Origin of the sequence: Pueribacillus theae, from assembly GCF_003097615.1 — a bacterium.
GTDB classification, from domain to species: Bacteria; Bacillota; Bacilli; order Bacillales; family UBA6769; genus Pueribacillus; species Pueribacillus theae.
In genome coordinates this window covers 14,007-28,564 of record NZ_QCZG01000007.1, presented here as the reverse complement: position 1 = coordinate 28,564, position 14,558 = coordinate 14,007, and the positions used below count along the sequence as shown (strand labels likewise).

General features: G+C 42.8%; 14 protein-coding genes and 1 other RNA gene. 13 read left to right on the top strand and 2 right to left on the bottom strand.

Annotation, left to right across the window (positions count from 1 at the left end; genetic code table 11):
* The first annotated feature begins 117 nt into the window (after positions 1-117).
* From DCC39_RS04960 to ssrA, 12 genes are all read left to right on the top strand, one after another.
* Positions 118-807 (top strand): universal stress protein, encoded by a 690-nt coding sequence (locus tag DCC39_RS04960; protein ID WP_116553780.1) that lies wholly within the window; start codon positions 118-120, stop codon positions 805-807.
* 290 nt (positions 808-1,097) lie between these two features.
* Positions 1,098-2,429, top strand: a complete 1,332-nt coding sequence (gene rpoN, locus DCC39_RS04955) for an RNA polymerase factor sigma-54 (protein ID WP_116553779.1) — start codon at positions 1,098-1,100, stop codon at positions 2,427-2,429.
* Positions 2,430-2,465: 36 nt separating this feature from the next.
* Positions 2,466-2,726 carry a glutaredoxin family protein gene (locus DCC39_RS04950; protein ID WP_116553855.1) on the top strand — a complete coding sequence of 87 codons (261 nt, stop codon included), beginning with the start codon at positions 2,466-2,468 and terminating at the stop codon, positions 2,724-2,726.
* Positions 2,727-2,851: 125 nt separating this feature from the next.
* Complete coding sequence (locus tag DCC39_RS04945; protein WP_116553854.1) at positions 2,852-4,036, top strand: phosphoglycerate kinase; 1,185 nt, start codon at positions 2,852-2,854, stop codon at positions 4,034-4,036.
* 68 nt (positions 4,037-4,104) lie between these two features.
* Positions 4,105-4,866, top strand: a complete 762-nt coding sequence (gene tpiA, locus DCC39_RS04940; protein WP_116553778.1) for a triose-phosphate isomerase — start codon at positions 4,105-4,107, stop codon at positions 4,864-4,866.
* On the top strand, positions 4,859-6,391 hold the full coding sequence (gene gpmI, locus DCC39_RS04935) for a 2,3-bisphosphoglycerate-independent phosphoglycerate mutase (RefSeq protein WP_116553777.1): 1,533 nt from the start codon (positions 4,859-4,861) through the stop codon (positions 6,389-6,391). Before tpiA ends, gpmI begins: the two co-directional genes overlap by 8 nt.
* Before the next feature lie 23 nt (positions 6,392-6,414).
* Complete coding sequence (eno, locus tag DCC39_RS04930; protein ID WP_116553776.1) at positions 6,415-7,698, top strand: phosphopyruvate hydratase; 1,284 nt, start codon at positions 6,415-6,417, stop codon at positions 7,696-7,698.
* Positions 7,699-7,773: 75 nt separating this feature from the next.
* A complete protein-coding gene (gene secG, locus DCC39_RS04925) occupies positions 7,774-8,004 on the top strand; it encodes a preprotein translocase subunit SecG (protein WP_116553775.1) in 231 nt (76 codons plus the stop codon).
* Positions 8,005-8,154: 150 nt separating this feature from the next.
* Complete coding sequence (locus DCC39_RS04920; protein WP_116553774.1) at positions 8,155-8,904, top strand: alpha/beta hydrolase; 750 nt, start codon at positions 8,155-8,157, stop codon at positions 8,902-8,904.
* 115 nt (positions 8,905-9,019) lie between these two features.
* Positions 9,020-11,269: a ribonuclease R gene (rnr, locus tag DCC39_RS04915; RefSeq protein WP_407071837.1), complete on the top strand. Its 2,250-nt coding sequence runs from the start codon at positions 9,020-9,022 to the stop codon at positions 11,267-11,269.
* A 94-nt stretch (positions 11,270-11,363) separates the two neighbouring features.
* On the top strand, positions 11,364-11,831 hold the full coding sequence (gene smpB, locus DCC39_RS04910) for an SsrA-binding protein SmpB (protein ID WP_116553772.1): 468 nt from the start codon (positions 11,364-11,366) through the stop codon (positions 11,829-11,831).
* Between the two features lie 264 nt (positions 11,832-12,095).
* Positions 12,096-12,435, top strand: a transfer-messenger RNA (tmRNA) gene (gene ssrA / locus DCC39_RS04905).
* Between the two features lie 621 nt (positions 12,436-13,056).
* Here the strand turns inward: ssrA and DCC39_RS04900 are convergent.
* Together DCC39_RS04900 and DCC39_RS04895 are read right to left on the bottom strand one after the other, a co-directional pair.
* Positions 13,057-13,569, bottom strand: a complete 513-nt coding sequence (locus tag DCC39_RS04900; RefSeq protein ID WP_116553771.1) for an SRPBCC domain-containing protein — start codon at positions 13,567-13,569, stop codon at positions 13,057-13,059.
* A gap of 19 nt (positions 13,570-13,588) precedes the next feature.
* The gene (locus DCC39_RS04895; RefSeq protein WP_116553770.1) at positions 13,589-13,939 is read right to left on the bottom strand and encodes an ArsR/SmtB family transcription factor; all 351 of its coding nucleotides are present in this window, start codon (positions 13,937-13,939) and stop codon (positions 13,589-13,591) included.
* A gap of 339 nt (positions 13,940-14,278) precedes the next feature.
* Here DCC39_RS04895 and DCC39_RS04890 point away from each other — a divergent pair, with 339 nt between their 5' ends.
* Positions 14,279-14,533, top strand: coding sequence for a hypothetical protein (locus DCC39_RS04890; protein ID WP_338066534.1), 255 nt, complete (start codon positions 14,279-14,281; stop codon positions 14,531-14,533).
* Positions 14,534-14,558 lie beyond the last annotated feature (25 nt).

Sequence of the window (14,558 nt, the reverse complement as noted above, 5' to 3'; positions counted from 1 at the left end):
AAGCGGAAATAAGCGGCTGAAATAATTTCCATGTTAAATTATATACTAAAAGCACATTCATTGCATTTTAAGAGACCCCCCTTTTATAAATTATGGTTTAAAGAGGTGAAGATCTCCATGAAAAAAGCAAAGGGCCGTATGGATGAGAGAATTCTCGTTTGTGTGTATTATGGGCCAAATGGTGAGCGATTAATTAAACGCGGTCACAAAATGGCAAGCATGTTGGATTGCCCTTTGTATATTTTAACAGTTGATCCCCTTCCATACGATGAATTTGATGCGGAGAAATCAGGATACATTGAGCGTTGGAAGGAGCTTGCGGAGGAATTGGACGTGGAGGAGTTTATCCTCCGTGATAATGCAAGGCGTCCAACGGCCAAGGTCATTGCAGAAGTTGCCCACCAATATAATATTACACAAATTATTATTGGCCAGACCGCACAAAGCAGATGGGAAGAAATTACAAAAGGTTCCTTTATTAATGTACTCTTGCGGGAAATAACATTTGTTGATATCCATATTGTATCAATCGACCGTAGAATAAAAGGTGAAGATGACGCGTACTTTGAGAAAGGAGTGCGTGGTTATTTAGTTAAGGATGATAAAGGATATCGGCTTTGCTTCACGTATTCAAAAGACGTTCATTATGAAGGGATTTTCTATAAAGAAGTCGGTACGGATTTCAATAACGGGGTTTTTAAGTTCATCAAAAATAACCGATCATGCCAAGTCCATATTACGGAAGATAGAGTAACCAATCCGAAAAAACTTCATCCCTATTTAGCCGAAGAGGAACTAAAAGAGTAAAACTTTTGATAAACAAAAAGAAAAATTCAAAGGCGATGTATCCAGTTCATTGAAGCTGAATGCGTCGCTTTTTCATTACATCGCATAACCAGCTTTTTTAAAAAAGTAAGCGCTTAAAAGAAACATTTATTACGCCAATTCCCTGAAAAGTCTCGTTTACCGAGACTGCGAACGAAGTGAGTTAGCGAGAGTTATACTCTGTGAGTGCTATTAAATTAGTGGGGATGAAGAAAATCCCCACTAACTTAAAGCTTCTCTTTATAGTAGAATAAGAGAAAGGGGGGTTGACGATGGAGTTAGGATTATTTCAAAAACAAACGACAAAATTAATCATGACGACTGAACTTCGTCAAGCAATTGCGATTTTGCAATATTCCGCCGTTGAATTGACAGATTTTTTAAAAGAAGAAGCGCTCGAAAATCCGTTGATTGAGCTAAAAGAAAATAAAAATTGGCAAGAAGACGGATTTCGAAGTACAACATACAGCCGCGAATATTCACCTTCCCAAAGCGATGAGGAACAAGATAGCCCGATCGATTATGTTCATGTGAAAGAGGAGAACATCCAATCCGTTTTATTGGAACAATTAAGAGATTTGTCGTTTCCTGAAAGTGAGCGAAAGATTCTTGCCTTTTTAATAGAAAATATCAATGAAGCTGGCTATTTAGTGATTTCACTTGAGGAAGCGGCTCGTTTTCTTGGAAAAAGCGAAGAGGACGTTTACAAGGCTTTTAAATATTTCCAACTGTTTGAACCAATCGGTATCGGAGCACGTTCGCTCCAGGAATGTCTGCTTTGGCAGCTTGAAGAGTTAGAAGAGCGCTCATTCCTTACCGAAAAAATCGTTGAAAACGATCTTGAGCTGTTAGCTGAAAAGAAATGGAATGACATTGCTGCCAAATATAATGTTTCTTTAAAAGAAGTGCAAGCCTCCGCAGATCTCGTTCTTTCACTCAATCCAAAACCAGGGGCGGCGCTCGGAGAAGGAAAGCCAAGATACTTATTTCCCGACATTACAGTTGAAAAAGTTGAAGGTGAGTATCTCGTTACATTAAATGATTATATGCTTCCAACGATCCATCTTAACCGCCAGTATCAATATATGCTTTCACAAGCAGGGAAAACGGAAGCAGAGCAATACATGAATGAAAAATACAGCAGAGTGATGTGGCTCATCCGAAGCATCGAGCAGCGGAGGATGACATTGCTTCGGCTGTCAGAAGCCATCGTCAAACATCAAAAGGAATTTCTTGAAAAAGGGGTGCTTCACCTGAAGCCGATGACGCTGAAAGAAATTGCCGATGAAATTGATGTCCACGAATCAACGGTAAGCCGTGCGGTGAAACATAAAGTGATCCAAACCCCGAAAGGGATTTATGAATTGAAAGATTTCTTTACATCAAAAGTCGAGTCCGCCGATGGAGAAGGAGCTTCATCCAGAGCCGTAAAGCATGTGATGCAAACGTTAATTGATGGTGAAGATAAATATAAACCACTCTCTGATCAGAAAATTGTTGATTTATTAAAAGGAGAGGGGATTAAAATATCGCGGCGAACCGTTGCCAAATATCGGGAAGAAATGAATATTCCATCTTCATCAAAAAGAAAGCGGTTCCAATAGGGCTTCAACGAGAAAGGAACATGAATAGTGGAAGAAATGCAAGTCTATTTTTATACAAAAGAAAATTGTCCGTTGTGCGACGAAGCGGAACAAATTCTGCGAACATTACAGGACGATTTTTCATATACGATAAACAAAATTGATATTTATACAGATGACAGCTTGCTCGAAACCTACCAAATCCGAATTCCGGTCATCGAAGTATCCGGCCAAGTGATCGCGGAAGGGATTGTGACAGAAACAGAAATAACGGGCGCGCTTCGAAAAATTATCCATGATAAAAATAGGACTGAATAAAAAGAGGAAAATGCCGATTTTTCTCTTTTTTTGTTTCGTTTTTCGTCGAATTTCATAGTTGCGAAATCGAATTTAATAAACGTATAATAAGAAGCAGTGCAACTGGATAGGGGGGTACTTTGTTTTTGAATAAGAAAACACTTCATGATATAGATTGGAAAGGGAAAATCGTTTTTTGTCGGGTGGACTTCAATGTGCCGATGGAAAACGGTGAAGTAGCCGATAATACGAGAATTACAGCCTCATTGCCTACGATTGAATATTTATGCAGCAAGGGAGCGAAAGTTATCCTGGCAAGCCACCTTGGAAGGCCAAAAGGAAAAGTTGTTGAAGAATTGCGGCTTGATCCTGTCGCAAAAAGGGTATCTGAGTTAATCGGAAAAAAGGTGGCAAAGACTGATGCTGTTTATGGAAGCGAAGTAACGGAAGCGATTAAGAAGCTCGCTGAAGGCGACATGTTAATGCTTGAAAACGTCCGCTTTGAGCCAGGGGAAGAAGCGAACGATCCAGCGCTTTCAAAACATTTTGCCGAGATGGCTGATCTCTATGTAAATGATGCGTTCGGTGTTGCCCACCGTGCCCATGCATCAACAGCAGGCGTTGCAGAACGCTTGCCAGCCGTTGCCGGATTTTTAATGGAAAAAGAAATTGAAGCGCTCAGCAAGGCGCTCACGAATCCGGATCGTCCGTTTACTGCCATTATCGGCGGGGCAAAAGTAAAAGACAAAATTAATGTCATCGATCATTTGCTGGATATTGTAGACAATTTAATTATCGGGGGTGGATTAGCCAATACGTTTCTGAAAGCACGCGGGTTGAATATTGGCGATTCACTGTTTGAAGAAGATAAAATTTCGCTCGCGGCCAACTTGCTTGAAAAAGCGGAGAATAAACAAGTGAACTTCTATATGCCTGAAGATGTCATCGTAGCGGATCGTTTTGCAAATGACGCAAATACGAAAGCGGTCTCGATTGATGAAATTCCGGACGGCTGGCAAGCGCTCGATATTGGCCCTAAAACGAGCGCGAAGTACAGAGAAGTTATCCTTCACTCAAAGCTTGCCGTATGGAACGGACCGATGGGTGTTTTTGAAATGGATGCCTTTGCAGAAGGTTCAAAAGCGGTCGCTGAAGCGTTCAAAGATGCAAAAGATACATATACGATTATCGGCGGCGGCGATTCAGCCGCGGCGATTGAAAAGTTCGGTTATACGGACGCTGTCGATCATATTTCAACAGGCGGTGGCGCTTCGCTTGAATTTATGGAAGGAAAGGAACTTCCCGGTGTGAAAGCGCTCGATGATAAATAACAACGGAAAGAGAAATCGGCGAACGTGCCGATTTCATTTCACTTAGAATCAAAAAGAAGGTGAAGAACGTGCGGAAACCAATTATTGCCGGCAACTGGAAAATGTACAAAACCGTTGATGAAGCAAAGCGTTTCGCTGAAGAAGTAAAAGAGCGGATTCCTTCTGCTGAAGCGATTGACTCTGTCATCTGTGTGCCCGCGATTGCATTAGACAGCCTTGTCAAAGAAGCGGCAGGCACCGATTTGAAAATTGGCGCGCAGACAATGCATTGGGAAAAAGAGGGCGCTTATACCGGTGAAATCAGTCCAAGCCAATTGAACGCACTCGGCGTTGAATACGTCATTATCGGGCATTCCGAACGCCGTGCGATGTTTGGGGAAACAGACGAAACCGTAAATAAAAAAGTAAAGGCGGCCATACGCCATAGCCTCCATCCGATTGTTTGTGTCGGAGAGTCTATTGAAGTGAGAAAAGGCGGCCAAACGACAGCCGTTGTGCGCAGTGAAATTGAAAAAGCATTCCATGGTTTAGGTGAAGAGGAAGCGAGCCGTATCGTTGTCGCATATGAGCCGATTTGGGCAATTGGAACAGGCGAGAGCGCCACACCTGAAGACGCGGACAACGTGTGTGAAACGATTCGGAACGTGCTAAGCGAGCTTTATTCAGAAACAACGGCGAACAGCATCCGCATTCAATACGGCGGCAGTGTGAATGAAAAGAATATCGACTCGATCTTGGCCATGCCGCATATTGACGGGGCGCTTGTTGGAGGGGCGAGCCTTGATCCCGAATCATTTTTAAATTTGTTAGGAGCGGTGAAACGTGTCTAAACAACCTGTAGCACTTATTATTCTTGACGGTTTTGCGCTAAGAGACGAGCAACAAGGCAACGCGGTCAAACAGGCGAAAAAGCCAAACTTCGACAAATATTGGAATGAATACCCGCATGCCGCGTTAACCGCTTGCGGCGAAGCGGTCGGGCTTCCCGAAGGGCAAATGGGAAACTCTGAAGTCGGCCATATGAACATCGGTGCCGGACGCATCGTTTATCAAAGCTTGACAAGAATCAATATGGCGATCCGTGATGGGGAGTTTTTTGAAAACCAAGCACTTTTAGGCGCGATGGATCACGTGAAAGCATCTGGGACAAACCTGCACCTTTTTGCCTTGTTATCGGACGGCGGCATCCATAGCCATAATCAGCACATTTACGCTTTGCTTGGCATGGCAGCGAAAAATGGCGTTGAAAATGTTTATGTCCATGCATTTTTAGATGGACGCGACGTTCCCCCTAAATCAGCGTTAGGCTACATCGAAGAACTCGAAAAGAAAATGGCCGAAACCAGTGTTGGCAAGATTGCTACACTGTCGGGACGTTATTATGCGATGGATCGCGATAAAAGATGGGAACGAGTCGAGAAAACGTATCGTGCAATGGTTTACGGTGAGGGGCCTGCCTATACCGATCCCAAACAGGCGGTGGAGCTGTCATATGATGAAGGAATTACTGATGAATTTGTCATCCCTTCCGTCATTACCGATGCAAATGGCAGCCCAACGGCAACGATTAAAGACAATGATGCCATTATTTTTGTAAACTTCAGGCCGGATCGGGCGATTCAGCTTTCACAAGTTTTTACAAACGATGAATTTAACGGATTTAATCTTGGGAAGGGGTTCCCAAGAAACCTCCATTATGTATGTATGACACACTTTAGCGATACAGTAAACGGAGAAGTTGCTTTTCCGCCGATTAGTTTGGACAATACGTTAGGCGAAACGGTTTCCAAGTTAGGATTAACGCAGCTTCGCATTGCGGAAACGGAGAAATACCCGCATGTTACGTTCTTTTTCAGCGGTGGACAAGAAGAGGAATTCCCTGGCGAGGATCGGATTTTGATTGATTCACCGAAAGTGGCAACGTATGATTTGAAGCCTGAAATGAGTGCGTATGAAGTGACCGATGCACTCCTTGCGGAAATCAATGCGGATAAATATGACCTCATTATTTTAAATTTTGCCAATCCGGATATGGTCGGCCATTCAGGAATGCTTAAACCGACAATCCGTGCGGTGGAAGCAGTTGATGAGTGTTTAGGAAAAATTGTGGATCTCATTATTCAAAAGGGCGGCTCCGCGATTATCACGGCTGATCACGGGAATGCAGACGAAGTGGTAACGCTTGAAGGCAAACCAATGACTGCCCACACAACGAATCCTGTGCCTGTTATTGTGACGAAAAAAGGAGTAGAATTAAGGAATGACGGCATCCTTGCTGATCTTTCTCCAACCCTCTTGCACCTTTTGAACAAAGATCAGCCGAAAGAAATGACAGGAAAATCGTTAATAAAATAAGAGATGAACAAGGAGTGTTTCGAATGTCTATCATTGCTGATGTGTACGGCCGCGAAGTACTTGATTCCCGTGGAAACCCGACAGTTGAAGTTGAAGTTGTGCTGGAATCGGGCGCAGTCGGAAGAGCGCTAGTTCCGAGCGGTGCTTCCACAGGTGAATATGAAGCAGTGGAACTTCGCGACGGCGACAAAAATCGTTATTTAGGAAAAGGTGTTTTAAAAGCAGTCGACAATGTAAACAAGCTAATCGCTCCGGCAATCATTGGTTATGATGCATTGGATCAGCTTGGCGTTGATGAAGCGCTGCTCGAACTTGATGGCACAAACAATAAAGAAAAGCTTGGAGCAAATGCGATTTTGGGCGTTTCGATGGCTGTTGCGAGAGCGGCGGCAGATTACCTTGGGCTTCCGCTTTATGTTTATTTGGGCGGCTTTAACGCAAAGCAGCTTCCTGTCCCAATGATGAATATTTTAAATGGCGGCGAGCACGCCGATAATAACGTTGATATTCAAGAATTTATGATTATGCCTGTCGGAGCGGAGACGTTCGCTGAAGCGCTGCGCTGCGGCGTAGAAATTTTCCATTCGCTGAAAGCTGTACTGAAAGGCAAGGGGTACAACACCGCGGTCGGTGATGAAGGCGGTTTTGCGCCGAATTTAGCTTCGAATGAAGAAGCCCTCCAAACGATTATGGATGCCATTGAAAAAGCGGGATACAAGGCAGGAGAAGAAGTAAAGCTTGCGATGGATGTTGCGTCATCGGAAATGTATAAAGACGGAAAATATCATCTTGCCGGCGAAGGTTTAGTGAAAACATCCGATGAAATGATCGATTTCTATGAAGAACTCATTTCAAAATATCCAATCGTATCCATTGAAGACGGACTTGATGAAAATGATTGGGAAGGCTGGAAGAAATTAACTGACCGCCTTGGCGGCAAAGTCCAGCTCGTTGGAGACGACTTGTTCGTTACAAATACAGAAAAGCTGTCTGAAGGCATTGAAAAAGGGATCGGCAACTCCATTTTAATTAAAGTAAACCAAATCGGTACGTTAACAGAAACGTTTGATGCCATTGAAATGGCGAAACGTGCAGGCTATACTGCTGTCATCTCGCATCGTTCAGGTGAAACGGAAGACAGCACGATTGCGGATATTGCAGTTGCGGCAAATGCCGGCCAAATTAAAACAGGTGCACCGTCAAGAACCGACCGGGTCGCAAAATACAACCAATTGCTCAGAATCGAAGATGAGCTTGCATCTGTTGCTCAATATCCAGGAACAAACGCTTTCTATAATTTAAAGTAAGCAAGCCTCTGTACAGAGGCTTCTCTTTTTGATACATTCATTAGTAAGAGTCTCGTATGAATGGGAGGAAATACGATGCATACTGTTGCTTTGGTCTTGCTTGTTATCGTAGCGATTTGCTTAATTGGAGTCATCCTTTTGCAGCAAGGAAGAAGCGCTGGCCTGTCTGGTGCCATTTCCGGCGGAGCGGAACAGCTCTTTGGCAAACAAAAAGCGCGCGGTATTGATGCGCTATTGGTTCGGATTACAGTGGTTCTTTCTGTTTTGTTTTTCCTTTTGGCGATAGCCGTAGCTTATTTAGTGTAAAATGTTATTCAAAAAGTTTCGGGGTTTACATGACAAACCAGTTCAACGTTACTTTTATAGACTTTTGTTTAGCAGCAGGTTTTTCCCTGCTGTTTTTTAATATGAATTTGGGGAAAAGTACGATTAGGAGTATACGAGGAGGAGATCCATATGAGAATTATTCCGCCAAAGCCATTTACATTTGAAGCAGGAGAGCGCGCCGTGCTGCTTTTGCACGGGTTTACCGGAAATACAGCAGACGTCCGGATGCTTGGCCGCTATTTGCAAAAACGGGGGTATACATGCCATGCACCGCTTTATAAAGGGCACGGCGTTCCGCCTGAAGAACTTGTGAAAACAGGGCCTGAAGACTGGTGGCAGGACGTGATGGAAGGCTATCAATTTTTGAAAGATCAGGGGTATGAAGAAATTGCTGTCGGCGGCCTTTCGCTTGGCGGAGTTTTTTCACTGAAATTGGGTTACACTGAAAACGTAAAGGGACTTTTTACAATGTGTTCCCCAACAACATTTAAGAGCGAGGAATTGATGTTTGAAGGGGTTGTCCGCTATGCGAAGGAATATAAAGAGCTTGAAGGAAAACCGAAAGAGCAAGTTGAAGAAGAAATGGAAGCCTTTCGCAAAACGCCAATGGCAACGCTGAAGCAGTTGCAGGAGCTTAATTTGGAAGTAAGGGACGGATTGAAGAAAATTTCTGTTCCGGTTTTTGTTGCCCAAGGACGCCTAGACCAAGTGATTAATACGGAAAGCGCAGATGAAATCTACAACGGTGTCGGCTCTGAAAATAAAACAATCAAATGGTATGAAGAGTCTGGCCATGTCATTACGCTTGGGAAAGAAAAGGAACAGCTTCAAGAGGATGTTTATGCGTTTTTAGAAGGCCTTGATTGGCAAAGCAAGTAGCACTTATGCATCAAATCTTTATTCCGATCGTTTACATAGCTTTAAATTAGTTAAACATAGAAAAAAGGAGGGTGAAAGATTGAATAAAGAGAAAGCTGATCAAATCCTGGCATTTATGCGTGAAGAAGCATACAAGCCGCTTACAGTAGGGGAACTAGAAGAAGCGTTTGGCTTAAGCGATTCAAGTGAATTCAAAGATTTTGTCAAGACACTGAATTACTTAGAAGATAACGGATTGATTGTAAGAACGAGAAGCAATCGCTATGGCGTTCCAGAGCGAATGAACTTACTGAAGGGGAAGGTGCAAGGAAACGCAAAAGGATTTGCCTTCATCATACCAGAAGAAGACGGATTGCCTGATGTGTATGTTACCCAGTCCGATTTAAATGGAGCGATGAATTCAGATACGGTTATCGTTCGCTTGAACCAAAAATCATCCGGAACAAGGCCTGAAGGCGTCGTTATACGCATTGTTGAACGGGGTATTCAAGAGGTTGTCGGTACATACACTGACAGCAAGCATTTCGGTTTCGTTATTGCAGATGACAAACGGATTCCGAATGACATTTTCATACCAAAGGAAGCTTCAAACGGGGCGGTAGATGGCCATAAAGTTGTCGTCAAGCTGACGAAATACCCTGAAGGCAGAATGAGCGCCGAAGGGGAAGTTGTTGACATTCTTGGGCATAAAAATGACCCCGGCATCGACATTCTTTCAATTATTTACAAGTATGGCCTGGCGCGGCAATTTCCTGAAGAAGCCATTGAGCAGGCAAATCGGACACCGGATGAAATTAGTGAAAACGATCTGAAAGGGCGGCGCGATCTGCGATTCGAAACGATCGTGACCATTGACGGTGAAGATGCGAAAGATTTGGATGACGCTGTCCATGTCAAGAAGCTTGACAACGGAAACTATTTGCTCGGTGTCCATATCGCGGACGTCTCTCATTATGTAACAGAAGGATCTCCGATTGATAAAGAAGCTTATGAACGCGGGACGAGTGTCTACCTTGTTGATCGTGTCATCCCGATGATTCCGCACCGGCTGTCAAATGGCATTTGCAGCTTGAATCCACAAGTAGACCGGCTGGCGATTTCATGCGAAATGGAAATTACGCCGGACGGCGCCGTTGTAAAACATGATATTTTTCCAAGTGTCATCAGAACGACAGAGCGGATGACGTATACGAACGTGCGGAAAATCTTGGAAAAAGAAGACGATGCTGTATTGAAAAAGTATGAACCGCTCGTGCCGTTTTTTGAAGAGATGGGAGAACTGGCGGAAATTCTGCGCAACAAACGAATGAAGCGAGGCGCGATTGACTTTGACTTCAATGAAGCAAAAGTTATTGTAGACGAAGACAGCAATCCGGTTGATGTCGTGATCCGTGAGCGCTCCGTTGCCGAACGGCTGATCGAAGAATTTATGCTTGCTGCAAACGAAACGATTGCCGAGCATTTTCATTGGCTGAATATCCCTTTTCTATACAGAATTCATGAAGAACCGAACGAGGAAAAGCTGGCTAAGTTCTTTGAATTCATTACGAACTTCGGCTATGTCGTCAAAGGAAGCGCAAATGACATCCACCCTAGAGCGCTTCAGCAATTGCTTGAAGAGGTGAAGGATGAACCGGAAGAAGCTGTCATTAGTACGGTCATGCTGCGTTCGATGAAGCAGGCGAAATACGATCCGAAGAGCCTTGGGCATTTCGGCCTTTCCACCGATTTTTATACACATTTTACATCGCCAATCCGCCGATATCCTGACTTGGTTGTACATCGCCTTATCCGAACGTACTTATTTGAAAATAAAATGGACGGGAACACACAAGAAAAATGGAATGAAAAGCTGCCGGAAATTGCACGGCATTCTTCCGAGCGCGAACGGCTTGCTGTCGATGCCGAACGCGAAACGGATGATTTGAAAAAAGCGCAGTATATGGAAGACAAAATCGGTCAGGAATTTGACGGGATTATTAGCGGCGTCACGAACTTTGGCATCTTTGTTGAGCTCCCGAATACAATTGAAGGGCTTGTCCACGTTAGTTATTTAACGGACGACTATTACCGCTATGATGAACGCCATTATGCAATGATTGGGGAGCGGACAGGCAACGTTTTTCGTATTGGTGATGAAATTAGTGTTCGAGTCTTAAATGTGAACGTTGAAGAGCATTCCATTGATTTCGAAGTCGTTGGCATGAAAAAAACCCGCAAATCTGCTGCGAAAGATCGGCCGAAAGTTATTCAAGGCGGACAGCGGAGGCCGAAGCCAAAGCCAAAGGGAAAGAAAAAAGAAAAGCCAAACGAAAAGCCTTTTTATCATAACGTCGCAAAAAAGAAAAAGAAGAAAAAACGTTGACGGGAAACCCTCTGTGCCGAAGGGTTTCCCTTGACTATCTTTGACCAATTCGGTATAATATGTAAACAGCGTTGATTGTGGGGAGGCGGAACTTATGACAAAAGGAGAAGGAAATGTCATTGCGCAAAATAAAAAAGCGCGGCACGATTATTTTATCGAAGAAACGTATGAAGCGGGCATTGTGCTTCAAGGTACAGAAATTAAGTCGATTCGCGCAAGGCGGGTGAACTTGAAAGATTCCTTCGCCAAAATTCAAAACGGTGAGATGGTGCTTTTAAATATGCATATCAGCCATTACGAACAAGGCAACCGTTACAACCACGATCCATTAAGAACGCGAAAACTGCTGTTGCACCGCAAAGAAATCGATAAGCTGATTGGCAAAACAAAAGAACAAGGCTACTCGATCATTCCGCTGAAAATTTACATTAAAAACGGTTTTGCAAAAGTGTTGCTCGGTGTTGGTAAGGGTAAGAAAAAATACGACAAGCGTGAAGACCTTAAACAAAAAGCTGCTAAACGCGAAATCGAAAGAGCCTTCAGGGAAAGGCAAAAAATGTAAACAGAAGCATACTTTTCATTTGGAATCAATGGAAAGCCATGTTATAATAAACGTTGCAACTCTAAATGTGGTTTGAGGTTTATATGTTTTTTCTAACATCCAACCTCTAACACTTCATCCATTTTTCATGGATGAAAAATTAGAAGCGAGAAGTTCGAGGAAGCGAAGTTCTGAGGAACGGAGCGTATGTTTGAAGGATACGCGAGTACCGCAAGAACGAAGCTGACGAAGAAATTCGACGCTTATCATTTTTCAGGGGGACGTTTAGGATTCGACAGGGGTAGGTCGAGCTTGTATTGCGAGCCGAGTTGGAGAACTCGTTAATAGCTCCAAAGCCAATAATAACTGGCAAAGAAAACAACAACCTCGCTTTAGCTGCGTAATAGCACTTTAGCGGTTCCTCCCTCCATCGCCCATGTGGTAGGGTAAGGGACTCACTCTTAGTGGGCTACGCCGGAGGCCGCCGTCTGAGGCCAAAGGAAGAGACCAATCAGACTAGCTGCTTGGAAGCCTGTCAGCAGGCTGAATAGCTAGCGAAATACGAATATGCTGACTACGCTCGTAGATATGCAAGTGGCGATGCCCTTGGACGTGGGTTCGATTAGGAAATAGTCGCCTTGTATGGCAACATACAAGTGAAAATCCGGCTTTATCGGTGAAACCTAACCTAAATTTAACAACGTTAAATTTAATACGGCAATACCGAGCGGTATGTGGAGCAATCCAACAGCCGTGTATCGACTTATAGGCTGCCAAATTTGGTAGTACTAGGATGCGAAATTCTGCTTTAGCAAATTTATAGTTCGCATAAGACGCCGGAGGACCTGAAATATTTCAGGTTCAAGATATAGTCAGTGCCATGACGAAAGCATGGAACAGCACGTCCCACCGTCTCCATATGTTTTTGAAACAGGCTAACGATAACGAAATCGTTAGCCTGTTTATATTGTAAAAAACTTGTTTTCGAACGCTTGCTTTTGTTTCAATAAATCAGCAGTGCATTTTCCATTTCTAGGTGTAACGAGATTATAATTTTCAAGAATCCATTTAGCTCGCTTCCTTTTTTGCTTTACTTTAAGAAATGGGAGTATCCCTATTCTTGGGAAGTAGATGATGTCCACAAGATGTACTAAAAGGCGGTTAACTACTCTGGTCAACCGCCTTTGTAAATATTTCTTTCATCATTTTAAATTATATTAAATGACCAAAGTATATGTTCTCTATTTTACTTCAAGGTCTCAACTAGTGCATCTAAACTATCCCAAGTTTGCGTAATGCCTTCCAGCAATCCCATGTCCAAAACAGCTTGAAGAGAATCTGCTGAATCAAATTCAGAACGGCTGACCAATTTAGTTTGACTGCCCAAATCGATGAATTCCATCGTAACCTCTGGAGAAGGCATGGACTCATTGATATTGCCTTCTGCATCCGAAAAATAATCGTTATAAACAATCTTTTCTGGCTCAATAATTTCTTTATAAATGGTTTTATTCCAAGATTCCATTCCATATTCTTCTTGATTCTTATCAACACATTTCATGCAGTAGTGCCATACGCCTCCCGGGCGAAAGTCCATGTTGCAAACAGGTAGTTCCCAACCGTCCGTACTCCACCAGCGCTTTAAGTGCTCTGGTTCTTTAAATAATTGAAATAGTTGATCACGTGGCATATCATAAATACGCTCTAAAACTAGAAATCTTTCATTCTCTAATCTTGAAACCATTTTGTTATTTGGCATGATTTTTCCTCCTCATTTTTCACTCGTCTATTTTTCTTTTGTTTTGCAATTCTTTTACATAATCGTCCAAGCTGTCGAGTCTCCTTTCCATATCCTTTTGAAAGGAAGTCGCCCAATATTCTAATGCCTGAAAAGGCTCAGGTCGCAGCTTGTAAAATCGACGATTAGCTTCTGGCTTCACTTCTACAATTCCATTGTTACTTAGCACCTTTAAATGCTTTGATGCATGCGGCTGGCTCAGTTCCAGCCGATTAGCAATTTCTCCGACGGTTAGAGGCCCATCGCGTAACAGTTCAACGATAGCCATCCGATTTGGTTCAGCTAACGCACCTAGCATTGATACATCCATGCCTAGAATTTTACCTGACATGTTTCTCACCTCATTAAATAAATATCTATTTTTATCATCGCATCCCCTTTCTGATAGCTGACATATTAATGTGACTTGAATATAACCTAATTATAATATAACCTAATTGGAATATACCTGTAAAGTTATATTATAGATTAAAATCATTTTATAAGTAAGAAATTACCAATCTACGGTCAAGCTGATGGAATCTAGTTTCACTTGTCGCCGCAATTCTTCCTCATCTTTCGTTTGTTTTGAGAGATGGGTAAGGCTATCAATATCTTGGATCTGAGAGATAACCAGTGGCTCAAAGAACTTTCAATTATCAATTAGTTCATTATATAATGAGGTGGAAATATGAACGAAGGGATGAACTTTTCTATGTTATGGATTGTTACACAAGATAAACAAAGTTTGATAAATGTAAAAGAAGTTACTGTAAACGGGAAAAAAATAGAAGGTGTTATCGGCAGTGCATCTTTAGATCACTGGGGTAAGATTTTGGGGAAGTACGAATCAAATGAAAGAGCATTAGAAATTCTTAATGAAATATTTACGAAAATTGAAGAAACCAGTGGTATTTCTGTGACATTCACTATGCCTAATGAATGAAAATGTTCAATGAAGATACACTATC